This is a genomic window from Amycolatopsis sp. NPDC043887, assembly GCF_056435665.1.
Genome location: NZ_JBWKEB010000004.1, coordinates 57536 through 83665, shown reverse-complemented (window position 1 = coordinate 83665; position 26130 = coordinate 57536). Strand labels below are relative to the sequence as shown.

Annotated in this window: 21 protein-coding genes and 1 riboswitch; of the genes, 12 read left to right on the top strand and 9 right to left on the bottom strand. The window is 68.8% G+C overall.

All coding sequences use genetic code 11. From position 1 onward, the window contains the following. Positions 1 to 170: 170 nt before the first annotated feature. The 5 genes from AC069H_RS12530 to AC069H_RS12510 all read right to left on the bottom strand — a co-directional run bounded on the left by AC069H_RS12530 (position 171) and on the right by AC069H_RS12510 (position 6524). Complete coding sequence (locus AC069H_RS12530) at positions 171 to 1769, bottom strand: acyl-CoA carboxylase subunit beta (protein ID WP_478232318.1); 1599 nt, start codon at positions 1767 to 1769, stop codon at positions 171 to 173. After that, a complete protein-coding gene (locus tag AC069H_RS12525; protein ID WP_478232317.1) occupies positions 1766 to 2914 on the bottom strand; it encodes an acyl-CoA dehydrogenase family protein in 1149 nt (382 codons plus the stop codon). The genes AC069H_RS12530 and AC069H_RS12525 overlap by 4 nt, the downstream gene beginning before the upstream one ends. Beyond that, the gene (locus AC069H_RS12520) at positions 2911 to 4602 is read right to left on the bottom strand and encodes an acyclic terpene utilization AtuA family protein (RefSeq protein WP_478232316.1); all 1692 of its coding nucleotides are present in this window, start codon (positions 4600 to 4602) and stop codon (positions 2911 to 2913) included. The genes AC069H_RS12525 and AC069H_RS12520 overlap by 4 nt, the downstream gene beginning before the upstream one ends. Beyond that, positions 4599 to 5393, bottom strand: coding sequence for a TIGR03084 family metal-binding protein (locus AC069H_RS12515; RefSeq protein ID WP_478227580.1), 795 nt, complete (start codon positions 5391 to 5393; stop codon positions 4599 to 4601). Before AC069H_RS12515 ends, AC069H_RS12520 begins: the two co-directional genes overlap by 4 nt. 270 nt (positions 5394 to 5663) lie before the next feature. Further along, positions 5664 to 6524: an NAD(P)-dependent oxidoreductase gene (locus tag AC069H_RS12510; RefSeq protein ID WP_478227579.1), complete on the bottom strand. Its 861-nt coding sequence runs from the start codon at positions 6522 to 6524 to the stop codon at positions 5664 to 5666. Between the two features lie 50 nt (positions 6525 to 6574). On the opposite strand from AC069H_RS12510, the gene AC069H_RS12505 reads away from it, so the two are divergent. The 10 genes from AC069H_RS12505 to AC069H_RS12460 all read left to right on the top strand — a co-directional run bounded on the left by AC069H_RS12505 (position 6575) and on the right by AC069H_RS12460 (position 20160). Beyond that, positions 6575 to 6967, top strand: coding sequence for a MerR family transcriptional regulator (locus tag AC069H_RS12505; protein ID WP_478227578.1), 393 nt, complete (start codon positions 6575 to 6577; stop codon positions 6965 to 6967). After that, positions 6964 to 7443: a tetratricopeptide repeat protein gene (locus tag AC069H_RS12500; RefSeq protein WP_478227577.1), complete on the top strand. Its 480-nt coding sequence runs from the start codon at positions 6964 to 6966 to the stop codon at positions 7441 to 7443. Before AC069H_RS12505 ends, AC069H_RS12500 begins: the two co-directional genes overlap by 4 nt. A 41-nt stretch (positions 7444 to 7484) precedes the next feature. After that, positions 7485 to 8324, top strand: coding sequence for an enoyl-CoA hydratase-related protein (locus AC069H_RS12495; RefSeq protein WP_478227576.1), 840 nt, complete (start codon positions 7485 to 7487; stop codon positions 8322 to 8324). Next, complete coding sequence (locus AC069H_RS12490) at positions 8321 to 8929, top strand: acetoacetate decarboxylase family protein (protein WP_478232315.1); 609 nt, start codon at positions 8321 to 8323, stop codon at positions 8927 to 8929. Before AC069H_RS12495 ends, AC069H_RS12490 begins: the two co-directional genes overlap by 4 nt. 222 nt (positions 8930 to 9151) lie before the next feature. Beyond that, the gene (locus AC069H_RS12485; protein WP_340683062.1) at positions 9152 to 12136 is read left to right on the top strand and encodes a ribonucleoside-diphosphate reductase subunit alpha; all 2985 of its coding nucleotides are present in this window, start codon (positions 9152 to 9154) and stop codon (positions 12134 to 12136) included. A gap of 74 nt (positions 12137 to 12210) precedes the next feature. Then, the gene (locus AC069H_RS12480) at positions 12211 to 13287 is read left to right on the top strand and encodes a ribonucleotide-diphosphate reductase subunit beta (RefSeq protein WP_340683063.1); all 1077 of its coding nucleotides are present in this window, start codon (positions 12211 to 12213) and stop codon (positions 13285 to 13287) included. A 154-nt stretch (positions 13288 to 13441) separates the two neighbouring features. Next, positions 13442 to 13664: riboswitch (cobalamin riboswitch) on the top strand. A gap of 99 nt (positions 13665 to 13763) precedes the next feature. Next, on the top strand, positions 13764 to 16037 hold the full coding sequence (gene metE / locus AC069H_RS12475; protein WP_478232314.1) for a 5-methyltetrahydropteroyltriglutamate--homocysteine S-methyltransferase: 2274 nt from the start codon (positions 13764 to 13766) through the stop codon (positions 16035 to 16037). A gap of 138 nt (positions 16038 to 16175) precedes the next feature. Beyond that, positions 16176 to 17621, top strand: coding sequence for a cytochrome P450 (locus AC069H_RS12470; protein ID WP_478232313.1), 1446 nt, complete (start codon positions 16176 to 16178; stop codon positions 17619 to 17621). Between the two features lie 209 nt (positions 17622 to 17830). Then, positions 17831 to 19678, top strand: a complete 1848-nt coding sequence (locus AC069H_RS12465; RefSeq protein ID WP_478232312.1) for a putative bifunctional diguanylate cyclase/phosphodiesterase — start codon at positions 17831 to 17833, stop codon at positions 19676 to 19678. Between the two features lie 17 nt (positions 19679 to 19695). Then, positions 19696 to 20160, top strand: a complete 465-nt coding sequence (locus AC069H_RS12460) for a peroxiredoxin (RefSeq protein ID WP_034311845.1) — start codon at positions 19696 to 19698, stop codon at positions 20158 to 20160. On the opposite strand, the gene AC069H_RS12455 is transcribed toward AC069H_RS12460, so the two are convergent. The 4 genes from AC069H_RS12455 to AC069H_RS12440 all read right to left on the bottom strand — a co-directional run bounded on the left by AC069H_RS12455 (position 20147) and on the right by AC069H_RS12440 (position 24027). Then, positions 20147 to 20677, bottom strand: a complete 531-nt coding sequence (locus AC069H_RS12455; RefSeq protein WP_478232311.1) for a GNAT family N-acetyltransferase — start codon at positions 20675 to 20677, stop codon at positions 20147 to 20149. The two genes, AC069H_RS12460 and AC069H_RS12455, sit on opposite strands and share 14 nt — an antisense overlap. A 61-nt stretch (positions 20678 to 20738) precedes the next feature. Then, entirely contained in the window at positions 20739 to 21953 is a 1215-nt protein-coding gene (locus tag AC069H_RS12450; protein WP_478232310.1) for an LCP family protein, read from the bottom strand. Between the two features lie 94 nt (positions 21954 to 22047). Further along, positions 22048 to 23310 (bottom strand): class I SAM-dependent methyltransferase, encoded by a 1263-nt coding sequence (locus tag AC069H_RS12445; protein WP_478227570.1) that lies wholly within the window; start codon positions 23308 to 23310, stop codon positions 22048 to 22050. 21 nt (positions 23311 to 23331) lie between these two features. Beyond that, a complete protein-coding gene (locus AC069H_RS12440; protein ID WP_340683070.1) occupies positions 23332 to 24027 on the bottom strand; it encodes an alpha/beta hydrolase in 696 nt (231 codons plus the stop codon). A 131-nt stretch (positions 24028 to 24158) separates the two neighbouring features. On the opposite strand from AC069H_RS12440, the gene AC069H_RS12435 reads away from it, so the two are divergent. Next, positions 24159 to 24887 carry a sugar isomerase domain-containing protein gene (locus tag AC069H_RS12435; protein WP_478227569.1) on the top strand — a complete coding sequence of 243 codons (729 nt, stop codon included), beginning with the start codon at positions 24159 to 24161 and terminating at the stop codon, positions 24885 to 24887. Positions 24888 to 24979: 92 nt separating this feature from the next. Further along, the gene (locus tag AC069H_RS12430) at positions 24980 to 26125 is read left to right on the top strand and encodes a serine hydrolase domain-containing protein (RefSeq protein WP_478232309.1); all 1146 of its coding nucleotides are present in this window, start codon (positions 24980 to 24982) and stop codon (positions 26123 to 26125) included. Positions 26126 to 26130: the final 5 nt, after the last annotated feature.

The window sequence follows — 26130 nt, the reverse complement described above, 5'->3', positions numbered from 1 at the left end:
CTTTACGCGAGATTGCGCGCGTCCGCGATCGGGCCGGCAGGGCGCAACTTCGCGTAGCACCCGCACTGTTGGTCGACAAGCGCCCTGCCACCCCGATAGCGGGGCCTTCGGCCGAGCGCGCGCCTTGACGTACATCTGGTTGCCGCGACATCAGTCTGCTCCGCCTCCCGTCACATACGGAAGACGCCGAAGCCCTCGGCGCCCTTCACTGGTCCATTGTGGATCACGGACAGGCTGAGCCCGAGCACCGTGCGGGTGTCGCGGGGATCGATGATCCCGTCGTCGTAGAGCATCCCGGAGAGGAACATCGGCATCGACTCGGCTTCGATCTGGCCTTCGACCATGGCGCGCATGGCGGCGTCGTGCTCCTCGTTGTACTCCTGCCCGCGCGACGCGGCGGCGGCACGGGCCACGATGGACAGCACGCCCGCCAGCTGCTGCGGTCCCATGACCGCGGATTTCGCACTGGGCCAGGCGAAGAGGAACCGGGGATCGTAGGCGCGGCCGCACATGCCGTAGTGGCCGGCGCCGTACGAGGCACCCATGAGCACCGACAGATGCGGCACCTTCGAGTTCGACACGGCGTTGATCATCATCGCGCCGTGTTTGATGATGCCGCTCTGCTCGTATTCTTTGCCGACCATGTAGCCGGTGGTGTTGTGCAGGAAGACCAGCGGCGTGTCGATCTGGTTGGCCAGCTGGATGAACTGTGCGGCCTTCTGCGACTCTTCGCCGAACAGCACCCCCTGCGCGTTGGCGAGGATACCGACCGGGTAGCCGTGGATGCTCGCCCAGCCGGTGGCGAGACTGCTGCCGTACAAGGGTTTGAACTCGTCGAAGTCCGAACCGTCGGCGACCCTGGCGATCACCTCACGCGGATCGAACGGCACCTTGAGGTCGGCGGGCACGATGCCGAGCAGGTCTTCGGCGGAGTACAGCGGCTCGGCGTAGTCCGGCTTCGGCGTCGGCCCCTGCTTGGTCCAGTTGAGCCGTTTGACGATGCCGCGCCCGAGCCGGATCGCGTCTTCTTCGTCCGCCGCGAGGTAGTCGGCGAGGCCCGACGTGCGAGCGTGCATTTCGGCGCCGCCGAGCGACTCGTCGTCGGACTCCTCGCCCGTGGCCATCTTGACCAGCGGCGGACCGCCGAGGAATACCTTCGCGCGTTCCTTGACCATCACGACGTAGTCCGACATACCCGGCAGGTACGCGCCGCCCGCTGTCGAGTTGCCGAACACCAGCGCGATCGTGGGCACCTTCGCCGCCGAAGACCGCGTGAGGTCGCGGAAGATCCGGCCGCCGGGGATGAAGATCTCCTTCTGCGTCGGCAGATCCGCCCCGCCGGACTCGACGAGGTTGATCACCGGCAGGCGGTTCTGCGCGGCGATGTCCGCGGCCCGGTAGCTCTTCTTGGCCGTCCACGGGTTGCTCGCCCCGCCTTTGACCGTGGGGTCGCTCGCCGAGATCATGCATTCGACGCCTTCGACGACGCCGATGCCGGTGATCACGCTGGCGCCGACCTGGTAGTCCGAACCCCAGGCCGCCAGCGGAGACAGTTCCAGGAACGGGGAATCCTCGTCGAGGAGGAGTTCGATCCGCTCACGGGCGAGCAGCTTGCCACGCTTGCGGTGGCGGGCTACGTACTTCTCGCCGCCACCCGCGATCGCCTTGGCGTGCTCGCCGTCGATCTCGGCGAGTTTGCCGAGCATGGACTCGCGGTTGGTGGCGAACTCCTCGGTCCGCGTGTCCACTCCTGACCTGATCGTGCTCATGCGGTGTATCCCAATCGCTTCGCGGCCAAGCCGGTGAGGATCTCGTTGGTCCCGCCGCCGATACCGAGGATGCGCACGTCACGGTAGTGACGCTCCACTTCGGACTCCCGCATGTAGCCGAGTCCGCCGTGCAGCTGCACGGCCTCGTTGACCACCCATTCGGCGGTCTCGACGGCGGTGTTCTTCGCGAAACAGGCTTCGGCGATGACCTCTTCGCCCGCGACGTGCCGCTGGGCGACCTGCCGGGTGTAGGTGCGGGCGACGTCGATCTTGCGGGCCATCTCGGTCAGCTTGTGCTGCACCAGCTGGCGGGAGATCAGCGGACGGCCGAAGGTCTCGCGCAGGCGGCACCAGTCCAGCGTCAGGTCCAGAGCCCGCTGCGCGTGCGCGTAACCCTGCACCGCCAGCGAGACCCGCTCGGTGACGAACTGGGTGGCGACCTGCGCGAACCCGCTGTTCTCGGCGCCGATCAGGTTCTCCGCGGGCACCCGGACGTCCACATAGGACAATTCGGCGGTGTCCGAGCAGAGCCAGCCCATCTTCTCCAGCTTGCGGGAGACGGTGAAGCCCGGTGTGCCGCGTTCGACGACGATGAGCGAGATCCCGTGGGCGCCGGCTTCACCGGTACGGACCACGGTGGTCACGAAGTCGGCGCGGCAGCCCGAGGTGATGAAGGTCTTGGCGCCGTTGATGACGTACTCGTCGCCCTCGCGTACCGCCGTGGTGCGGATCCCGGCGACGTCGGAGCCGCCGTCGGGTTCGGTGACCGCGAGCGAGCCGATCTTGTGGCCCTCCAGGGCCGGCCGGACCCAGCGTTCGATCTGCACCGGATCTCCGGCCGCCGCGATATGCGGGACGGCGATGCCACAGGTGAACAGCGAGGCGAAGAGCCCGCCGGAACCGCCCGCGTAGTGCAGTTCCTCGGCGATGACCACCGCGTCGAGGTAGTCGCCGCCTCCGCCGCCGACCTCCTCGGGGAAGCCGACGCCGAGCAGTCCGAGTTCCCCGGCGTTGCGGTGCAGATCGCGGGGCAGTTCGCCCTCGCGCTCCCACTCTTCGAGGTGGGGCAGGATCTCGGTTTCGGCGAACCGCCGCACGGTCTTGCGCAGTTCGGCGCGTTCCGGCGTGGAGAAGGGGTCGGTCACAGGAGGGCCTCCGGGATGTCGATCTCGCGGGAGCGCAGCCATTCCCCGAGCGCCTTCGCCTGCGGGTCGAACCGCGCCTGCGACGCGACGCCCTCGCCGAGGATGCCTTCGACGACGAAGTTGAGCGCCCGCAGGTTCGGCAGGAGATGCCGCCTGACCTCGAGGTCCGCGGTCTCCGGGAGCAGCAGTTTGAATTCGGTGACGGTGAGCCGGTGCGCGAGCCAGCGCCATGCTTCGTCGGAGCGCGCCCAGACACCGACGTTCGCGTTGCCGCCCTTGTCGCCGCTGCGGGCGCCGACCACCCTGCCCAACGGTGCGCGACGGACCTGCCCCTGGGTGAACGGCGCCGGCAGCCGGTCACCGTCCACATCAGACAAGGGCAGCGTTTCGGTGGCGGGCGCGATGTCGCGGCGTGTTCCGTCCGGCAGGACGGCGACGTGTGGCACCTCGTGCGCGTCGACGAAAGCGGGCCGGTACACGCCGTAGGGCGAGGCGGCCGTGGGCGGCGCGGTGACGTGGAAGCCCGGGTAGCTCGCCAACGCGAGTTCGATCGCCGCGCCGCTGAACGCGCGCCCGGCGACCTCCGGGTCGGCGTCCTTCACCGCGACATGCAGCAGCGCGCTCGCCTGCTGCTCGGTTTCGGCGTCGGGCCGGTCGGTGCGAGCCAAGGTCCACTGGACGCCCGCCGGCGGCTTGGCCTTGAGCGCGCCTTCGAGTTGTTCCTTCACCAGCGCGGCTTTCGCCTCGATGTCGAGTCCGGTGAGGACGAACGTCGTCTCGTTACGGAAACCGCCGAGCCCGTTCAGGCAGACCTTCAGGGTCGGAGGCGGCGGCTCTCCGGTGACGCCGCTGATCCGGACGCGGTCCGGGCCGTCCTCGGAGAGCGTCAGCGTGTCGAACCGCGTCGTGACGTCCGGCCCGGCGTACCGGGCGCCGGTGATCTCGTAGAGCAGTTGCGCGGTCACGGTTCCGGCGTTCACGACACCGCCGGTGCCGGGGTGTTTGGTGATCACGCTGGAGCCGTCGGCGGAGATCTCGGCGATCGGGAACCCCGGCACGCCGAGCTCGTGCTCGGTGAAGAAGGCGTAGTTGCCGCCCGTGGCCTGCGTGCCGCATTCGATCACGTGCCCGGCGGCGACCGCGCCCGCCAGCGCGTCGTAGTCGTCGCGAGCCCAGCCGAAGTGCGCGGCGGCCGGGCCGACGATCACCGACGCGTCGGTGACGCGGCCGGTCACCACGATGTCGGCGCCCGCGTTCAGGCATTCCGCGATACCCCACGCGCCGAGATACGCGTTGGCGGTCAGGGTCTTGCCGAAGCCGAGTTCTTCCGCGCGCTGGATGAGGTCGTCGCCCTCGACATGCGCGATCGCGACGTCGACGCCGAGTTTCGCGGCCAGTTCGCGGAGCGCGTCCGCGAGACCGGCGGGGTTGAGCCCGCCGGCGTTGGCGACGATCTTGACGCCCTTTTCCTTCGCCAGCGCGAGATTCTGCTCCATCTGGCGCAGGAAGGTCTTGGCGTACCCGCGGTTCGGGTCCTTCATCCGGTCCCGGCCGAGGATGAGCATGGTCAGCTCGGCGAGGTAGTCGCCGGTCAGCACGTCGAGCGGGCCGCCGGTGAGCATCTCGTGGACCGCGGAGAACCGGTCGCCGTAGAACCCGGACGCGTTGCCGATCCTGATCGGGGTCATGCGAACTGCCCCGGTTTCCGCCCGGCACCGGGAGGTCCGGCGAAGGCCTGCGCGATCCCGAGCCATTCCTCGACGTCCTTGCCGGTGGCGACCAGGTCGGTGTCGGCGGGGTGACGGCGCTGGGTGATGACGAGGCAGAAGTCGACGGCACTGCCGGTGAGCCGCTGTCCGGCACCCTCGGGCCCGAAGTCCCAGGTGGTGCCGTCGGGCGCGGTCAGCTCGACACGGAACTCCTCGCTGGGCGGGGAGAGCGAGTTGAGCTTGTAGGCGAAGTCGCGAGTGCGGGTGCCGAAACGGGCGATGTGCCAGATCCGCGCGGTGTTCTCCCGCGTGACGCCGAGCGCGTCGTAGATGTCCTGGCCGTGCGCCCAGGTCTCCATGAGGCGCGCCGTCACCATGGACGCGGCGCTCATCGGCGGGCCGTACCAGGGGATCTTCTGTCCGTCGGGCACCGCCGCGAGCGCGTCGGCGAGTTTCGCGCGGCCGGCGCGCCACTCCGCCAGCAGCTCACGCGGCGGCGTCTTCGCGCCCTCCGCCGCGCCGTCGTCGACGTAGGACTCGCCCGTCGCGAGCAGCCCTTCGATCTCGGCCTGCCACTCGGCCTCGGATCCGCGCGCCGCGATCAGCGCCTTCTTGTCCGTCCAGGCCAGATGAGCGATCTGATGGGCGATCGTCCAGCCTTCGGCCGGGGTCCGCCGCGCCCAGTCCGACGCGGGCAGATCCGCCACCACGTCGTCGATGGCCTGCGATTCCGCCGCGAGATCCCCAAGGATCACGCCCAGGTCAGCCATGCCCGCCTCCTCGCGTCTCCCTCAGGCTGGCACCGCCCGCCGGAAAAATCAAGCACGCCTGATTGTTTTCCTCAGTCGGCGTGCAGCCGCGACTCCAACTGGCTTCGAGATGTCCCCAATGTGGCATCGGAGACGCTCAGTGTCCCCAATGCCACATTGGGGACACTGAACCCCGTCGCCCACGACCTCCGCGCGACATCGCCTCGACTACCGACACACCGATGGTGAAGAAGGGTCCCTCAAGGAGGCCTTCACGGACATCGGGCCAGGTCAGCTCCCCGGCCGCTCGAATTCCCGGATCAGCACCGGGTACTGCTCCCCGCCGTGCCCGGCGGCGATCGCACGGTCGGCCATCGCCTTGAACAGCTTCGGCAGTTCGGCGTTCACGCCCAGTGCCTCGCATTCCTCGACCAGATGCGCCATTGCCCGTGCATCGGTTTCCAAGGCCGACACCTCCGCGGGGAAGGAATCCTTGTCGACCTGTTCGGCGTACCCGGGCAGCCAGCCCGCCACCCCGACGGCGATCTGCTGCGCGAAGGGCGCGTACGTCGCGGCGTCGACACCGGCCGTCTTGAGCATCGCGGTGCCCTGAAGCCACGCGTTCAGGACGCTCCACATCATCGTCAGGCCGGCGACGTCGTACAGGGACGCGAGTCCGGGGTCCTCGCCGAGGTGGCTGATCGTGCCGAGCGCGCCGATCTCGAAGTCCGGCCGCGGCCCGCTCAGCAGGATCACCGCGTCGGCGGTCCCGATCGTCGACGGGATGGCCATGATCGCGCCGTCCACGTACCGGGCGCCCCGTTTTTCGGCCCAGGCGGCGGTTTCCCGCGCCTGGGCGGAGTCGCCCGAGGTCAGGTTGACCAGTGTCGTGCCCGCCAGCACGGCGTCGCCGAGCAGTGCACGCACGGCGGAGTAGTCGGTGAGGCACAGGATCGTCACACCGCCCGAGCCGAGCGCGTCGCCGATCGTGGGCGCGAGCCGCGCGCCTTCGGCCACGAGCGCGTCCGCCTTGGCGGCCGTCCGGTTCCACACGGTCGTGGGATGCCCCGCCTTCAGGAACGCGCGGGCGAGCGCGGTGCCCATGAGACCGAGGCCGACGACCGATACCGGGGTGTTCTCGTTGTCTGTCATGGCACGATCGTCAACGTTGATACCGGTATGAAGGTCAAGTGGGGAAAGCGATGAAGATCGGTGAACTGAGTCACCGGACGGGCGTCAACGCCCACCAGTTGCGCTACTACGAGGCACAAGGCCTCCTGGAGGCGAGCCGCGGCGCGAACGGTTACCGCGAGTACGACGAGACGGCTTTGCTGCGGGTGAAGCAGATCCGTCATCTGCTCGCCGCCGGCCTGTCGTCCGAAGACATCGCGTACCTGCTCCCCTGCGCGATCGGCGAGGAACCCGAGCTGATCGGCTGCCCCGAGTTGCTGGCCGCGATGCGCGAGCGGCTCGGACGCCTGGACGAGCAGCTGGCCAAGCTGACGCGATCGCGCGACGCGCTGGCCGAGTACATCGTCGTGGCCGAGCGGGTCGGCGGCGAGACCTATCCGCCTTTCGACGGCGCCGCCGCGTGAACGAGGCACACGAAGCGATCCGGCTGCGGGAGCAAGGCACCGACGAGGCGCGCCTGCGGCTGATCGAGCTGGCCGGGCGGCACCCGCGGGACGCCGTGATCGCCTACCAGACGGCCTGGGCCCACGATTCCGCCGGACTGGAGGCCGAAGCGGCCCCGTTCTACGAACAGGCGCTCGCGGGCGACGGTCTGTCCACAGAGGACAGGCATGGCGTGTTCGTCGGGCTCGGCAGCACCTATCGCGTCCTCGGCCGGTACGACGAGTCGCTCGCGACCTTGCGGCGCGGCCTCGGCGAGTTCCCGGACGACGCGGCGCTGAGGACGTTCCTCGCGATGGCGCTCTACAACGTCGGCGAGGCGCGCGAGGCGGCGGGAACCTTGCTGAAGGTGCTCGCGGCGACCAGCGCGGACGACGGCGTCCAGCGGTACCGGCGAGCGGTCGAGTACTACGCGGACCATCTGGACGACGTCGAATGAGCCTTATTGACACCTTGTCAACGTAGTCTTACTTTCACGTCATGAGCGCGTACGCCGAAATCACCTACGAGGTCGCCGACCGCATCGCGACGGTCACGCTCAACCGGCCCGAAGCCCGCAACGGCTACACCATTCGCATGGCCGACGAACTCGGCGACGCGATGGACCGGGCCGACCGCGACGAGGACGTCCGGGTGGTGATCCTGACCGGCAACGGCAAGGATTTCTCGGTGGGCGCCGATCTCACGCAGGGCGGCTTCGACTTCGACCCGGAGACCGGCCCGGACGCGGCGTGGCAGGAGCCGGCGGGACGCTGCTCGAAACGGATCTTCACGATGAACAAGCCGGTGATCGCGGCCCTGCGGGGCGCGGCCGTCGGCGGCGGCATCACGATCACGCTGTCCTGCGACTACCGTCTCGCGTCCACGGATTCCCGGTTCGGCTTCGTCTTCGTCCGCCGCGGGATCTACCCCGAAGGCGCGTCCGCGTGGTTCCTCCCGCGGCTCGTCGGGATGGGAACGGCACTCGATTGGATGGTCAGCGGGCGTGTCTTCGGCGCCGAGGAGGCGAAGGCCGCCGGGCTGGTCCACAGTGTCCACGAGCCCGAGGAAGTGCTCGGCAAGGCGCGCGAACTGGCCCTCGAGATCGCGACGACCACCTCACCCGTTTCGGTCGCGGTGACCCGGCAGCTGCTGTACCGGATGGCGAGCGCCGCGTCGCCGTTCCCGGTGCACGAACTGGACTCCAAGCTGATCGGCGGGCTGGGCGCCAGCCCGGACGCGGTCGAGGGAGTCGTGTCCTTCCTGCAGAAACGACCACCGGAGTTCTCCATGCGCGTCGACACCGACCAGCCCGCCTATCTGCCGTGGCGGAACTCGTGACCGCCTATCCCCCGGAGCCCTGGAACCTGGCGGGTCAGGCGTACCTGTCGATCTGGCGTATCCCGGTGAGCGAACTGCCCGAACTGCCCAGCCGCGCCGAGCCGATCACGCTGGGCGGCCGCGCCCAGGTGTTCACCGCCTGGATCGACTACCAGGAGCCCGGGCAGCTCCAGTACCACGAACTACTGGCGACCGTCGCGGTCCGCGGCGAACGCCTCTCCAGCTCCATCACCGACATCTGGGTCGACAGCGAGGTCTCCCTCGCCGGCGGACGCGCACTGTGGGGCATCCCCAAGGATCTCGCCGCGCTCGACTTCGCCCACGGGCGGACCTTCACCGCCTCGGCGGCCACCCACGAGGACTGGATCGCGACGGCGGCCTTCACCCCGCGCCCGAGCCTCCCGGTGCGGATGCCCGCGGCCTTCGACGTCGTCCAAATGCTGGACGGCCGTGTCAAAAGAAGCCCCGTCCGAGCGACGGCGAACCCGCGTCCCGCGGCCGCGGATTGGCGGATCAACGAGTCCGGCCCGTTCGGCTTCCTTGCCGGTCAGCGGCCCGCGCTGAGCGCCTGCCTGCGCGACTTCAAGATCGTTTTCGGCGGCTGACCAGCCGCTCAGCGTGATCGTCTAACCCGCCAGGGTGAGACCACGACACGCCACCCATTGGGGCACGTGCGGCCTCCGACCCCTACATGTAGTCTCTGGGAACCGGTACCGCCCAGCGACGGGGAGACCGCTCGGGAGCGGTTGCCGGACAGCTTTGTGAACGTGCAGCGCACGGCCTTGTGCGGCCTTGCGGTGCTTCAACGCGCCCTTTGGAGACTACGCATGTCAGTGGAAATCGGTCAGCGGCCACCTTCGTCCTCGGACACCACGCCCGCGACCGTGCGAGTCATCCGGCGGGACGGCAGCGTGTCCCCCTTCGACGCGAACAAGATCTCGGTCGCCGTGACCAAGGCCTTCCTCGCCGTCGAGGGCGGTGACGCGGCCGCCTCGTCGCGGATCCACCACCTGGTCAAGGAATTGACCGAGCAGATCGAGACCACCCTGCTCCGCCACGCCGGTCCCGAGACCGCGCTGCACATCGAGCAGATCCAGGACATCGTCGAACTGGCGCTGATGCGCGGCGAGCACCACAAGGTCGCCCGCGCGTATGTCCTGTACCGCGAGGAGCGCGCGAAGGCCCGTGAGGCCGAGAAGCCCGCGTCGTCCGACGTCGCCATCAGCGTCAAGGCGGCCGACGGCTCGCTTCGCCCGCTCGACTGGGCCCGCGTCTCGCACGTGGTCGGCGAGGCCGTCGCCGGCCTCGAGGACGTTTCGGCCGAGCCTGTCCTGGCCGAGGCCAAGCGCAACCTCTACGACGGCATCAGCGCCGACGAACTCGCCCTCGCCCAGATCATGGCCGCGCGCGTGCTCGTCGAGCAGGAGCCCAACTACTCCTACGTCAGTGCCCGGCTGCTCGCGGACAAGCTCCGCGGCGAGGCGCTCAGCTACCTCGCGGGAGTGCCGCAGCAGGCCAGCCAAGACGAGATGACCGCGAGGTACCCGCAGTACTTCCGGGACTACCTCAAGCGCGCCATCGAGCTGGAGCTGGTCAACCCCGAGCTGCAGACCTTCGACCTGGACAAGATCACCGCGGCCATCCGCGCCGAGCGTGACCTCGACTTCGGCTTCCTCGGCCTCCAGACCCTGTACGACCGGTACTTCCAGCACCACGACGGCGTCCGCTTCGAGCTGCCGCAGGCGTTCTTCATGCGCGTCGCGATGGGCCTGGCGATCCGCGAGGACGACCGGGAAGCCCGCGCCATCGAGTTCTACGAGCTGCTCTCGACGTTCCACTTCATGGCGTCCACCCCGACGCTGTTCAACTCGGGCACCACGCGCCCGCAGCTGTCGTCGTGCTTCCTGACCACTGTGGACGACGACCTGGACTCGATCTTCCAGGCGTACAAGAACAACGCGCTGCTGGCGAAGTACTCGGGCGGTCTCGGCAACGACTGGACCCCGGTCCGCGGCCTCGGCGCGCACATCAAGGGCACCAACGGCCAGTCGCAGGGTGTCGTGCCGTTCCTCAAGATCGCCAACGACACCGCGGTCGCGGTGAACCAGGGCGGCAAGCGCAAGGGCGCGGCCTGCGCGTACCTCGAGACCTGGCACGTGGACATCGAGGAATTCCTCGACCTGCGCAAGAACACCGGTGACGACCGTCGCCGCACGCACGACATGAACACCGCGAACTGGGTGCCGGACGAGTTCCTGCGCCGCGTCGAGGCCGACGCGCAGTGGACGCTGTTCTCGCCGAACGAGACCCCGGATCTGCACGACCTCTACGGCAACGCGTTCGCCGAGCGCTACCGCGAGTACGAGGCCGCCGCCGAGCGTGGCGAGCTGAAGGTGTTCCGCAAGGTCCGCGCGGTCGACCTGTGGCGCCGCATGCTGACCATGCTGTTCGAGACCGGCCACCCGTGGATCACCTTCAAGGACCCGTGCAACCTGCGTTCGCCGCAGCAGCACGTGGGTGTCGTGCACTCGTCCAACCTGTGCACCGAGATCACGCTGAACACCACCACCGACGAGGTCGCGGTCTGCAACCTCGGCTCGGTGAACCTGCTCAAGCACGTCACCCCCGAGGGCCTCGACACGAAGCGCCTCGAGAAGACCGTGCGCACGGCCGTTCGCATGCTCGACAACGTGATCGACATCAACTTCTACACGATCCCGGAGGCGCGCCGCTCCAACCTGCGCCACCGCCCGATCGGGCTGGGCCTGATGGGTTTCCAGGACGCGCTGTTCGAGATCGGTGTCCCGCTGTCCTCGGACGAGGCCGTGCAGTTCGCGGACACCAGCATGGAGCACATCAGCTACTACGCGATCTCGGCGTCGACCGACCTCGCCGAGGAGCGCGGCCAGTACCAGACGTTCGAGGGTTCCCTGTGGAGCAAGGGAATCCTGCCGATCGACTCGATGCAGCTGCTGATCGACGCGCGGCAGGGCGACGCGCTCGACGTCGACACCTCGTCCACTTTGGACTGGGCGCCGCTGCGCGAGCGGGTCAAGACCGTCGGTATGCGCAACTCCAATGTGATGGCGATCGCGCCGACCGCGACGATCTCCAACATCTGCGGGGTCGGGCAGTCGATCGAGCCGCTGTTCCAGAACCTGTTCGTCAAGTCGAACATGTCCGGTGACTTCACCGTGGTGAACCCGCACCTGGTCCGCTCGCTCAAGGAGCGCGGGCTGTGGGACGAGGTCATGGTGTCGGATCTCAAGTACTTCGACGGCAGCCTCGGCCAGATCGACCGCGTGCCGGACGACCTGAAGGCGCTGTACGCGACCGCGTTCGAGATCGAGTCCAAGTGGCTGGTGGACGCCGGTTCGCGGCGCCAGAAGTGGATCGACCAGGCTCAGTCGCTGAACCTGTACATCGCGGCGCCCAGCGGCCGCAAGCTCGACGAGCTGTACCGCTACGCCTGGCACAAGGGCCTCAAGACCACGTACTACCTGCGGGCGCGGTCCGCGACGCACGTGGAGAAGAGCACCCTGCGCGGCACCGACGGCAAGCTGAACGCGGTCTCGGCCACCCCGGCCCCCGCCGCACCCGCTTCGCCGAAGCCCGCCGCGCCGGCCCCGGCTCCCGCCGCTTCGCCCGCCCCGTCGGCTTCCGCCGCGGTCCCGGCCGTGCCGGTCACCGCGCCCGCACCGGCCGCCAAGCCGGAGCCGAAGGAGATGCCGAAGGTCTCGGACGTCGACTTCGTCGCCGCCGACGGCGCCGCCTGCCGGATCGACGACCCCGACTGCGAAGCCTGCCAGTAACGACATCCTCGTGAGTGGTAAGGGCGGTTAGAACCGTCCTTACCACTCACGACGCCTCTTGGAGTGTGCCCTTCATGACCACCTTTGACGCCTCCACCGACGCCACCGGCCTCGGTGAGATCGAAGTCGGCGCCGCCCGCATCAACGTCGACGACAAGCGGATGATCAACGCCCGCGCCGACGTCAACCAGCTGCTGCCGATGAAGTACACCTGGGCGTGGGAGAAGTACCTCGCCGGCTGCAACAACCACTGGATGCCGACCGAGGTCGCCATGCAGGCCGACATCGCGCTGTGGAAGTCGCCCGACGGCCTCACCGAGGACGAGCGCACCATGCTCAAGCGCAACCTCGGTTTCTTCGCCACCGCGGAATCGCTGGTGGCCAACAACATCGTGCTCGCGGTATACCGGCAGATCACCAACCCCGAATGCCGCCAGTACCTGCTGCGCCAGGCGTTCGAGGAGGCCGTGCACACGCACACCTTCCAGTACATCTGCGAGAGCCTCGGCCTGGTCGAGGGCGAGCTGTTCAACATGTACCGCGAGGTCCCGTCCATCTCGGACAAGGACGCGTGGGCGCTGAAGTACACGCAGAACCTGGAGAACCCGGACTTCGAGACCGGGACGCCGGAGGCCGACCAGGCCTTCCTGCGTGACCTCGTCGCGTTCTACGTGATCTTCGAGGGCATGTGGTTCTACACCGGCTTCGCGCAGATCCTGTCGCTCGGCCGCCGGAACAAGATGGTCGGCATCGCCGAGCAGTACCAGTACATCCTGCGCGACGAGTCGATCCACCTGAACTTCGGCATCGACTGCATCAACCAGATCAAGATCGAGAACCCGCACCTGTGGACCGAGGAGTTCCAGGCCGAGGTCCGCACCATGCTGACCGAGGCGTGCGAACTCGAGGTCGCCTACGCCCGCGACACCATGCCGCGCGGCATGCTCGGGCTCTCGGCCGAGCTGATCGAGCAGTACATGCACTTCATCACCGACCGGCGGGCGCAGCAGATCGGTCTCGCGCCGATCTTCGGCGAGACGGAGAACCCGTTCCCGTGGATGTCGGAGGCGATGGACCTCAAGAAGGAGAAGAACTTCTTCGAGACCCGCGTCATCGAGTACCAGTCCGGTGGTGCCCTCGACTGGGACTGAACCCCGAACTCGCGTGCTCAGGCACGTGACTCGCGTGCTTGAACACGGAACACGCCGGGCGGACTTCCGCCCGGCGTGTTCCGTCTCCAGGCACGCGTGTTCCGCCTCCGATCACGTGAGTTACGCCTCCAGTCACGCGAGACCCGAATTCGGTACGCTCCTGGGTGCTACTGGTTCGCCCGGCCTCCCAGGCCGGTCGAGGTAACAGGGAACCCGGTGCGAATCCGGGACTGCCCCGCAGCGGTATGTGGGAACGAAAGCCGTCACCGTGCGAGACACGGTAAAGCACTGGGACATGGCGCCCCGGGAAGCGACGGCCGGTAGGAACGAGCGAGTCGCCCACGAGTCCGAAGACCTGCCCGTGGTACGCGCGCCGACGGCGTGCGTGAGTCCGGGCCTCGTGGGATGGGCACGACCGAACGGCGGTCATCCCCGCGCGCTCCGGGCTCGCCCGACAAGCTCGCGAGGAGAGAGCTGTGACCGAAATCGGCACGACTGTGCTGGGCTACCCCCGGATCGGACCGGACAGGGAACTCAAGCGTTCACTCGAACGCTACTGGGCGGGCAAGATCGACGAGGCCGAACTACTGGGCACCGGCCGCGCGCTGCGCACCAGGACCTGGCGGGAACTCAAGGACGCGGGACTGAAATCCGTCCCCTCCAACACCTTCTCCCACTATGACCAGGTGCTCGACACCACCGAACTGTTCGGAGCGCTGCCGGAGCGCTTCACGACGCTCGGTCTCTCGCCGCTCGACACCTACTTCGCCGCCGCACGCGGGGTGCAGGACGCGCCGGCGATGGAGATGACGAAGTGGTTCAACACGAACTACCACTACCTCGTCCCCGAACTCGGCCCGGACACGACGTTCTCGCTCACCGGCACCAAACCGCTCGACGAATACCGCGAAGCCCGTGCGGTCGGTGTCGAGACCCGGCCGGTGCTGGTGGGCCCGGTGACGTTCCTGCTGCTCGCGAAGCCGGCCGAGACCGCTCCGGAGGACTTCCGACCGCTGGACCTGCTCGACAACCTCCTCGACGGCTACGTCGAGCTGCTGCGCCGACTGCACGACGAAGGCGTCGAGTGGGTTCAGTTCGACGAACCCGCCTTCGCCGCGGACCGCACCGAGAGGGAGCTCAACGCGCTCATCCGCGCCTACCACCGGCTCGCGAAGGAGACCGCGCGGCCCAAGATCCTGGTCGCCGGGTACTTCGGCGGTCTCGGCCGTGGCTTGGGTGTGCTCGCGCGCTCTCCGATCGACGCCATCGCGGTCGACCTCGTCACCGATGAGTCCTTTGTGGACGCCGTCGCCGCCGAACCCGCCCTGCGGGACAAGGAGGTGCTGGCCGGTGTCGTGGACGGGCGCAACGTCTGGCGCACGGATCCGACCCGCGCGCTCAGCCGAGCGGCGATGCTGCTGGGTATCGCGAAATCGGTCAGCGTGTCGACGTCCTGCTCATTGCTTCACGTGCCCTACGACGTCGAGCGGGAGGACGGACTGCACCCGCGTCTGAAGGGCTGGCTCGCCTTCGCCAGGCAGAAGGTCGACGAGGTCGTCTTGCTCGGGCGCGCGCTGAAGGAAGAGGGCGTCGACCTCTCCGCCGCCCGTGCCGCGGCCACGGATCGCGCGACGGCGGCCGACCTGGCCGACAGCGGGGTCCGCGCCCGGCTGGAGGCACTGCGGCCGGAGGACACCGTCCGCTCCCCCTACGCCCGGCGCGCGGCGGCTCAGCAGGCCGCGCTGAAGCTGCCGCCGTTGCCGAGCACGACGATCGGCTCGTTCCCGCAGACCACCGACGTCCGCAAGGCGCGGGCCGCGCACAAGGCGGGTTCGCTGGACGACGCGGGCTACGAAGCCGCGATGAAGGCGGAGATCGAGCGCGTCGTCCGGCTGCAGGAGGACCTCGGCCTGGACGTGCTGGTGCACGGCGAACCCGAGCGCAACGACATGGTGCAGTACTTCGCCGAGCGGCTGGCCGGGTTCGCGGCCACCGACTTCGGCTGGGTACAGTCCTACGGTTCGCGCTGCGTCCGGCCGCCGATCCTGTACGGCGACGTCTCCCGGCCGGAGCCGATGACCGTCGAGTGGGCGCGCTACGCGCAGGGCCTGACCGGCAAACCCGTCAAAGGCATGCTGACCGGACCGGTGACGATCCTGGCGTGGTCGTTCGTCCGCGACGATCAGCCGCTGGGCGAGACCGCCCGTCAGGTGGCGCTGGCCATCCGCGACGAAGTGCACGAACTGCAGGAGGCGGGCATCCGCGTCATCCAGGTGGATGAGCCGGCGCTGCGGGAGCTGCTCCCGCTGCGCGCGGCGGCGCACGAGGCGTACTTCGCGTGGGCGGTTTCGTCGTTCCGGCTGGCGACTTCCGGAATCGACGACGCGACGCAGATCCACACCCATATGTGCTACTCGGAATTCGGCGACGTGGTCAAGGCGATCGACGCGCTCGACGCCGACGTCACCAGCATCGAGGCCGCGCGGTCGAAGATGGAGGTCGTCACCGACCTCGGCGCGGCGGGCTTCGGCCGCGGCGTCGGGCCTGGCGTCTACGACATCCATTCGCCGCGCGTCCCCGCGGTCGACGAGGTCAGCGGGCTGCTGCGGACCGCCGTCGGCGCCGTGCCCGCCGAGCGGATCTGGGTCAACCCGGACTGCGGTCTGAAGACCCGCGGGTACGCCGAGGTCGAACCGGCGCTGCGGAACCTGGTCGCGGCCGCCCGCGTGGTCCGCGCCGAACTGGCCTGACCGGTCCGTGAAGGCCTCCTTCCCTACCCTCAAGGTAGTGAAGGAGGCCTTCACGGAACTTCCACCGGGGTATTGTCAGGACGTCAATAAGGGTGCGATGGTGGAACGGTAACCGATCTCAGCGGGGAGATGGTCGCCATGGCGAACGCCGTCGAAAAGGTCACCGGGGCACTGCGCGAGCGGGTCCCGCCGCTCACCTCGATCCCCCTGCCGCGTTCGGTCGACCAGCGCTGGCTCGGCGCGACCTGGCCGGTCCGCGAGCTCGCGCCCGCCCCGCCGGGCCTCAAACCCGTCCTCGGCGACGAAGGCCCGCCGGTCATCGGGCACGCCCTGGACTTCATGCGCTTCGGCATCGAGTTCGGCCTCAAACGCTACGAGACCTACGGACCGGTGTCGTGGATGGGCGCGTTCGGGCGCCGCATCGTCGCGCTCACCGGTCCGGAGGCCACCCAGATCGCGTTGGTGAACAAGGACAAGGCCTTCTCCCAGGAAGGCTGGAAGTTCTTCATCGAGCAGTTCTTCGACCGCGGTCTGATGCTGCTCGACTTCGGCGAGCACCATCTGCACCGGCGGATCATGCAGGCGGCGTTCACCCGGCAACGGCTCACCGGTTACGTCGACCAGATGGGGCCGGCCCTGCGTAAGGGCGTCGCCGCGTGGGCCGACCGGCCGAACCCGCGGATCTACTGGTCCCTCAAGCAGCTCACGCTCGACGTCGCGACGCGCGTGTTCATGGGCATGAGTTCCGGCGACGACGCGGCCGCGATCAACCGCGCGTTCGTGAACTCCGTGCGCGCGGGCACGGCCATCGTGCGGTTCCCCGTTCCCGGCGGCCGCTGGGCGGCGGGTTTGCACGGCCGCAAGGTCCTCGAACGCTACTTTTCGGCGAACCTGCCGGCGAAACGGGCCGGCGACGGCGACGACCTCTTCACCGCGTTGTGCCACGCCACCACCGAAGACGGTGACCGCTTCACCGACTCCGACGTCGTCAATCACATGATCTTCCTGATGATGGCCGCGCACGACACCTCGACGATCACCAGCGCCGCCGCCGTCTACCACCTCGCCAAGAATCCCGAGTGGCAGGAACGCGCGCGCCGGGAATCGCTCGCGCTCGGCGACGACGTGCCGGACATCGAGGCGCTGGAGACCCTGACGACGCTGGATCTGGTGATCAAGGAAGCCCTGCGGCTGGTGGCCCCGGTTCCTTCCCTGACCAGGAAGACCGTGAAGGACACCGAGGTTCTCGGGCATTTCATTCCCGAAGGGACACTCGTCGGGGTTTCCCCCACCGTCAACCACTTCTCGCCGGAGCACTGGACCGACCCCATGCGGTTCGACCCGGACCGCTTCGGCGAGGACCGCCGCGAGGACAAGTCGCATCGCTACGCGTGGATGCCGTTCGGCGGCGGGGCGCACAAGTGCATCGGCCTGCATTTCGGGACGTTCGAGGTGAAGGCGCTGCTGCACGAGATGCTGCGGGCGTATCGGTGGTCGGTACCGGAAAACTACACCGCACGCTGGGACTACGTCTCGCTGCCCGTGCCGGCGGACGGACTGCCGATCCGCCTGACACCCCGCTGAAGCCGGACCAATCGGACAAACACGATCGAGCACTCTTGGTAACTTCCGGTCACCACTCGTGTAGCAGCGATCACCCTTTCAGCCGGTAGACACCCCGGATCGCGCATGATGCCGTGACACTACACCCGGTCGGCCCATACCTAGTGTGGGTCCGTGGGCTCGGACACCCGGTCTGAGCTGGCCATCAACCGAGCATGAAGAGGTGAAGTGTGCCCGAACCTGGTTCCGCGCCAGGGTTGGTGGACGTCGCTCGGAGATGGGCCGAGACGCTCGCTGACACTAAAGGAGTATCGCTTCCCAAGGAGCAACTCGAACAGCTGCTGCTCGGTGTCGCCCAGGACGCCGTCTTGGCCGAGCCCGACCATCAGCCCGCCGTGCTGCGCTTCTCCAAGCTCTATTCCGCCTCTCCCATCGGGATCGCCCTCGCGGACGCCAACGGCACCATCGTGGAGGCGAACGCCGCGCTCGGCCGTCTCCTCGGCTGCCGCCCCTCCGCGCTGCGCGGGCGGGAGATCCCCGATCTCGGCTCCGCCGAACACGACGTCGCCCGCCTGCGGAACGCGCTCGCGCAGCTCATGACGCACGGGCAGCCGACACAGCAGGAACGCCTGCTGCTGGATCACAGCGAGGAAGGCTCGCTCTGGGTCGACGTGACTCTCACCGACCTCCCGGGTGACCGGCCCGATTCGACCTATCCGGTGCTGATGGTCTCCGACGCCAACGAGATCCACCTGCTGCAGGAACGGCTGCTGCACCAGAACGTGCACGACGCGCTGACCGGCCTGCCCAACGCCACCGCGTTCGGCAACGCCCTCGAAACCGCGCTGGCCGGGTCCGGCGGCGAGCAGGTCGCGCTCGTCTATCTCGACGTCGACGGCTTCAAGGTGATCAACGACGGTCTCGGGGCCGGCGTGGGCGATCAGGTGCTGCGCGGGGTCGCGAAGAAGCTCACGTCCGTCTTCACCGGCAGGCACAACGGCTCGGTCGCCCGGCTGTCCGGCGACGGGTTCGCCGTCCTGCTGCGCGGCGACTTCACCCCGCCCGAGGTGATCGCGCTGGTCGAGCAGGCCTTGGAGGAGCTGGTCGAGCCGATCTACCTCGGCGGGCACGGTATCGGGGTCAGCGCGAGCGCGGGCATCGTCGTCCGCCCGGTCGCCGACGGCGGACCCGAAGACCTGCTTCGCGCCGCGGAAATCGCCCTGCACCGCGCCAAGGAGGCGGGCAAGGCGCAGTGGATGCTGTTCGATCCGGAACTCGACGCGCGTGACCGGGGCCGCTACCAGCTCGGCGCGGTCATCGCGGGCGCGCTGGAGAACGGTGAGTTCTCGCTGATCTACCAGCCGACGGTGAAGCTCGCGAATCCCGACCAGCTGGCCGCGGTCAACGCCGGGTTGCGCTGGAGCCACCCGGAGAAGGGTGAACTGGACTCGGACGATTTCTATCCGCTCGCGCAGATCACCGGGATGACCATCCCGCTCGGCCGATGGCTGCTGGCCGAATCGCTCGCCGCCACCGCGAGATGGCGGAACAGGTTCGGCGAGGCCGCTCCCGACGTCTGCGTGCGGCTGCCGAACCGGCTGGCCATCGAGCCCGATCTGGTCCTGTTGGTCAAGGAACAGCTCGACCGGCACAACCTGCCCGCCCAGGCGCTGCGGCTGTGCACGGACCGCGAGTCCGTGCTCGACTCGAGCGGCGAGGTGCTGGACTCCTTCGCCGTGCTGGCCGATCTGGGCTCCCAGCTGGTGCTGGCCATCTCCGGTTCGGACGATCTGGAGCTGATCCCGCGCCACGGGCTGCCGGTCCGCCACGTGATCCTGTCCGGCGCGGTCGTCGACGCGCTGGCCGACGGCGAGGACGAGGCCGACGTCCGCCACCTGTGCCAGCTGGTCGCCAGGGCCAAGGAGCTGAACCTGCGCATCGGCGCGGAGGGCGTCCGGAGTCACGAACAGGCCGAACGGCTGCGGCGGTACGGCGTACTCGCGGCGCGTGGTTCGTTCGTGGCGGATTCCGCGACCGGGGACGAGGTCGACGAGCTGATCGAACGGCACGCCCACTGACGTGACAGGATCGGTCCATGGACCAAGGTGACATCGCCCCGGACTTCACTCTGCCCGACGACAAGGGCGAGGAGCGCACGCTGTCGGACTTCCTCTCGTCCGGCCCGGTCGTGCTGTTCTTCTACCCCGCCGCGATGACCAGCGGCTGCACCGCGGAAAGCTGCCATTTCCGCGACCTGGCCGCGGAATTCGCCGAAGTGGGCGCGCACCGCGTCGGCATCAGCCCGGACGCCGTAGCCAAACAGCAGGAGTTCTCCGCCAAGCACGGCTTCGACTACCCCCTGCTGTCCGATGTGGACGGTGTGGTGGCGAAACAGTTCGGCGTATGGCGCAAATTCAGCCCGCTGCATGCCAAACGGCACACCTTCGTCATCGACACCGATCGCAAGGTGCTCGAAGTGATCAAGAGTGAGCTGAAGTTCACCGTGCACGCCGACAAGGCGCTCGCGGCCTTGCGCGAGCGCAAGACTAAGGACGCTTGAGCCGCCAGATCCGGTTGACGCCCGCGCAGGCGGGGGCGAGCGGCGGTTCGGCGGCCTCGTCGCCGGTCATCGTGAAGCCCAGCCGCGCGGGCACGGCACCGCTCGCGAGGTTCTTCTCGTCGTGCCGGATCTCGATCTCCGGCGCGCCGAGCCGGAAAGCCTCGTCGGCCAAGAGCTTCGCGGCCCTGGTCGCGAAGCCGCGACCGGTGTGGTGCCTGCCGAGCCAGTAACCGATCTCGATCCGGCCCGGATGCGTGATCATGCCCGCGCCGCCGACGAGGTCTTCCCCGCTGAGGATCGCGAAGTCGTAAGTCTTGCCGTCGGCCCAGTTCTCCGCGGTCCGCTCCAGGAAGTCGGCGGCTTCACGACGGCCGTAACCGTAGGTGGCCCAGATCATCCAGGCGCCGAGATGCCCGGCGGAGTCGCCCGCGACGGCGGCGAGGGTTTCGAGCTGCTCCGGCTTCCAGCGGCGCAGCGTGACGACGTCGTCGGCGAGGGTTTCGGCGGGCGCTTCCATCAGGCTCCTCGTGAGTGGCAAGGACGGTTAGAACCGTCCTTACCACTCACGAGGCCGAAGATCAGGTCAAAATCGCGCTGTCCGGGATCTCCGTGTCGTTCTTCAACGCGTCGAACAGCAGCTTCGACTTCGTCTTGTCCCAGTTCTCCGCCGAACCGCTGGTCACCGGCACCGTCGTGGTGACGACGCCGCCCGAGGAGATCCCGCGCATCGCCAGCGCCAGCCCCACCAGATTGTGCACGTGGTCGCCCGAATCCATCGTCAGCGCGTCCGGCGCCGTCGACAGCAGCGGGAAAAGCGAGAACGGGTTCAGCAATGTGCCGGGGCTGCCGATCTCGCTGACCATCGCGCCGATGAACTTCCGCTGGTTGGCCACGCGGTCGAGGTCCGAACGCGGGGTGGCCTCGCTGTGCCGCATGCGGACGAACCCGAGCGCCTGCGGGCCCTGGAGGTCCTGGCAGCCCGCGGGGATCTTGATCTTGGTGAGGGTGTCCTCCATCGGCTTCTCGACGCACATGTGGACCCCGCCGATCGCGTCGACGATCTTCGCGAAGCCGCCGAAGCCGATCTCGGCGTAGTGGTCGATGCGCAGGCCCGTGGCGCCCTCGACGGTCTGCGCGAGCAGCGTCGGGCCGCCGATCGAGAACGCCGCGTTGATCTTGTTCTTGCCGTGCCCCGGGATGGTCACCTGCGAGTCGCGCGGAAGGCTCAGCAGCGTCGGTTTGGTGCTGTTGTCAGGGACGTGCGCGATCATGATGGTGTCGGTGCGCTTGCCACCGCCTGCGGCCTTGCTGTCCCCGGTGACCAGCTTCTCCTGCTCTTCGGGGGTCAGCCCGTCGCGGCTGTCGGAGCCCACGATCAGCCAGTTGGTGCCTTCGGCCGCGACGGGGCGGCCGGAGTAGTCGGCCAGCGCGTCGACGCGGTTGATGGAGAACTCCAGGTACACCCACACGCCGGCGAGGAACACCACGAACACGGTCAGCAGGGAGAGCAGCACCTTGCCGAAGCCCCAGCGCTTACGTCGCCGCGGCGGCCGCGCACCGTCGTCGGCCGGGCGGCCAGGAGGGGGCTGCGGCGGGCCTGGACGGCGTGGTGGCGGACCGGCGGGCCGTTCCTGGCCGCCGTGCCCCATGGGCCTCGTCCGCTCGTCGTACGGGCTGCTCCCCCGGCCCGGCAGCGGCATCATCTGCGCGGGCTGATGCCGCCGGGGGCGGCCGGACGGCGGCCGTTGCGGCGGCGGCATCCGTCGCCCTCGGTCGTCGCCTCCATACGTCATGCCGAATCACCCGTCCCGGTCTCGCGTGTAGGGCCCAGTCAACCGCAGACCCTAGGTGAAGGACGTCCGGCACCCCGCATCGGTTGGGTGGAGATCACCGTCCGTTTTCGGCGAATCCGAACTGGTGGACCTTGAGATACCCCGAACGGAACCCCGCTTCGGAGTACGCCAGATAGAACTCCCACGTCCGCTTGAAGACGTCGTCGAAGCCCAGTTCGGTGATTTCGTCCCACCGCTGGCTGAAATTCTCCCGCCACAGCCGCAACGTGCGGGCGTAGTCCTGGCCGAACTCGCGTACTCCCTCCAGTTTCAGCCTGGTGTGCGCCAGCATGCCCTGCTCGACCGACGTCGTGGACGGGATGAGCCCACCGGGGAAGATGTACTTGTGCACCCAGGTGTAGGACCGGGCCGCGGCGAGCATGCGTTCGTGGTCCATGGTGATGGCCTGGAGCCCCAGCCTTCCGCCCGGCTTCAGCCGCTTCCCGATGGTCTCGAAGAACGTCGGCCAGTACGCTTCCCCGACCGCTTCGATCATCTCGACGCTGACCACGGCGTCGTACTGGCCGGTCGAGTCGCGGTAGTCGCACAGCCGGACATCGACGCGGTCGGCGAAGCCCGCCGCCGCGATGCGCTCGGTCGCCAGCTTCGCCTGCTCCTCGGAAATGGTCAGCGAGGTGACCGTGGCCCCGCGCGCGGCGGCCCGGATCGAGAGTTCGCCCCAGCCGGTGCCGATCTCGAGCACGGTGCTGCCTTCGCGGACCCCGGCGTAGTCGAGGACGCTGTCGATCTTGCGGTGCTGGGCGGCGGTGAGGTCGTCGTCCGGGCCGAACAACGCCGACGAGTACATCATCGACGGGTCCAGGAACGCGCCGAACAGGTCGTTGGACAGGTCGTAGTGGCGATGGATGTTCGCCCGCGCGCCCTCGACGGTGTTCTCCTCTCCGGCCGGGTGGCCGCGGTCGACGAAGCGGCGGAACCGTTGCAGCAGCGGCGGGATGAGCGTCGCCATCCGCTCCGCGAACGGGGTCAGCACCTCGGCGAGCGCGTCGCTCGTCCAGTCGCCGACCATGTAGGCCTCACCGAAGCCGATCTTCGCGTCCACGCCGAGGCGGTGGAAGAAGGCGGCGGGGCGGTTGAGCCGCATCTCGGGCGCGTCCGGCCCGCCGGCGCCGAGCTGCGAGCCGTCGGGCATGCGCACGCGGACGTTCAGCGGGCGCACCGCCTGCCGGAACAACTGCTCGGCGATCCGCGCCCGGAACGGGGAATGCGGCGGGGTGGCCAGTCCGGGCCACCGGTTTTCGTCAGGGGTGGGCAGGCCGGACGAACCGGCCGTCCGATCGACGCTCGACGTGGACATGAGTACTCCCTCCCGCCCGGTCTAGACCGGGATCCGCAGCCGTTCCGAGCTCGGCCGCCCCCAGGCGCCGCTCAGCGTTTCGTCAGTTCCCCCGGCTTCGATCAGCTCGAGTGTGAAAGCGCGTACGAGACGGTTCCAGACGCGAGACCTTCGTAGCATCGCGTGCCCTTCGCCGCCTATTTCAAACCGCGCGGATCGCGACGTCACCTTTTCGGCGCGTTCCGCGAAAGCGTGTGATGCCACCGGATCGGTCATCCGGTCCTTGGTCCCGTGCGCGATGAGCACGGCACGGCCGCCGACGGCACCGATGGGTTCACCCGGTGGTGTCCACGGTGCCAGCGCGCAGACGCCGATGACGGCCGGATCGTCGGCGACGCGCAGGGCGACCCGCCCGCCCATCGAATGGCCGACGAGGATCACCGGAACCCCCGGATGGTCATCGCGGACGCGTTCCAGTGCCCAGCGCGCGTCGGCGAGCGCGTCGGTGCCGTGGTCGTTCCAGCCGTAGATCCGGTTGCGCAGGAGCCTCACCTCGACCCCGTGCGCCCGGCCCGCCCGATGGACGTCCCTCGCCAGCGGCACCATCCGCTGGTACGCCAGCCGCCACGGCGCGACGCGGGCATGACTGTGCTCCGCGCCGCCGTGCAGGACCAGCACCACGCCTTTCACCCGGCCGCGTACTCGCCAAGTCCGCACCGCGGGATCAGCCTCGCTCACCCTGGACCCTCCAGTCTCCGAAACCCCGGCCGCAGTGATCGGGTCAACCTCGATCATGACCCGATGTATTCCACTTCGGCCATTGGTCCACGCGATACATTCGTCGCTGATCTCCAGACGGAAGGGCGGATGTGGTGAGCACCACCGAACGTTGTGCAGGCGTCACCGAACGGCTCGCTGAGGCCGAACGGGGTAACGCGGAGCAGATCCGGAAGTCGGCCGAGCTGATCCTGGGGGTCATCCGGGCGGACGCCCTGGTGTTCACCGCCGGGGCCGGACATTCACTGGCCGCGGTCGCCGAGACCTTCTACCGGGCGGGTGGGCTCGCCTGTGTGTACCCGGTCTACCACCCCGAACTGCTGCCGTTGCACGGCGCGCAGCACAGCACCAAGACCGAGCGCCGCTCCGGGCTGGCCGAAGAGGTGCTGGCCGAGCGCGCGCCGGGCCCGGACGACGTACTCGTGGTGTTCTCGACCTCGGGGGTCAACCCGTACCCGGTCGAACTGGCCGCCGGTGCCCGGAAGCGCGGGGCAGCGGTCATCGCGGTGAGTTCGGCCGCGTCGGTGGCCAAGGCGCCCAAACGCGCGGCCACGACGCTGCTCGAGGAGGCGACCATCGTGCTCGACTCCCACGTCCGTCCCGGGGACGCGAGCTACCCGCCGGAAGCGCCGCGGACCGCGCCGCTGTCCACGGTGATCAACGCGTTCCTGTGGAACCTCGTGCTCGCCGAGGTCGTCGACCTCGGTGCGGCGCAGGGCGTCGACATCCCGCTGTGGCGCAGTTCCAACGTGGACGGTGGCGACGAGGCCAACGCCGCGCTGCTGGCCAAGTACGGCGCGCGGGTTCCCGCTCTCCGCTAGTTCTTTACCGCGCGGACGAGTCCCTTGACTCGTCCGCGCGGCGCTTCTACGGTCACATACCGACCGGTCGGTGTCCGCAGGAGGTCCGTGCCATGCCCGAGATCCACGGCGAGTGCGCGGCGGGCTTCGAACCCGTCCGCGCCGCCTTCGAGGAGAACTTCGCCGAACGCGACGAGATCGGCGCCGCGTTCTCGGTGACGCGGCACGGCGAGACCGTGGTCGATCTCTGGGCCGGCTGGGCCGATCCGGACCGGACGACCCCGTGGCGGGCGGACACGCTCACCAACGTCTGGTCGACCACCAAGGGCATGACCGCGCTCTGCGCTCACCACCTCGCCGACGCCGGACTGCTCGAGCTCGACGCGCCGGTCGCGAAGTACTGGCCGGAGTTCGCGGCGGCGGGCAAGCGGGAGATCCCGGTGCGCTGGCTGCTCTCGCACCGCTCCGGGGTGACCGGGGTCGGCTTCGACCGGCCGGTGACGGTGAAGGAACTGTACGACTGGGACCACATCACCGGACTGCTCGCCGCGCAGGCGCCGCTCTTCGAACCGGGCACCGCCAGCGGCTACCACGCGCTGTCGTTCGGGTTCCTCGTCGGCGAGGTGATCCGCCGGGTGAGCGGGCAGGACGTCCGCGCGTACTTCGCCGGGCACATCGCCGGCCCGCTGGACGCGGACTTCCGGATCGGCCTGGACTCCGACGCCGATCTGGCGCGCTGCTCCACCCTCGTCGAGCCCGTGCTCAGCGCCGAGATGACGACCGCGCTGACCCAGGCGTTCACCAACGCAGGCCCGGTCGCCCTCGCGGCGCTGGCGAACCCGCGCGTACAAGGCCGTGACGCCAACGATCCCGCGTGGCGGCGCGCGATCCTGCCCGCCTTGAACGGTCACGGCACCGCCCGGGCCATCGCGACCATTTACGGCGCGCTCGCCTCCGGGCGCCTGCTCTCGGCCGGAGCGCTCGCGACCGCCCGTGAAGGACAGGGCCGCGAGGCCGACGTCGTCGGCGGGCTGGGCAACGAATGGGCGCTGGGGTTCTACCTCGGCAGCGAGGAACGCGGCTTCGGGCCGAACCCGCGCGCGTTCGGGCACGACGGGTTCGGCGGCTCGTCCGGTGGCGCGGATCCCGAAAGCGGGATCGCCTTCGGCTACACGATGAACCGGATGGGCCCGCTGATGCGGGACGATCCGCGGAAGATGGCGCTGGTGAACGCGACCTTCCGCGCCCTGCGGTCGTGAGTGGC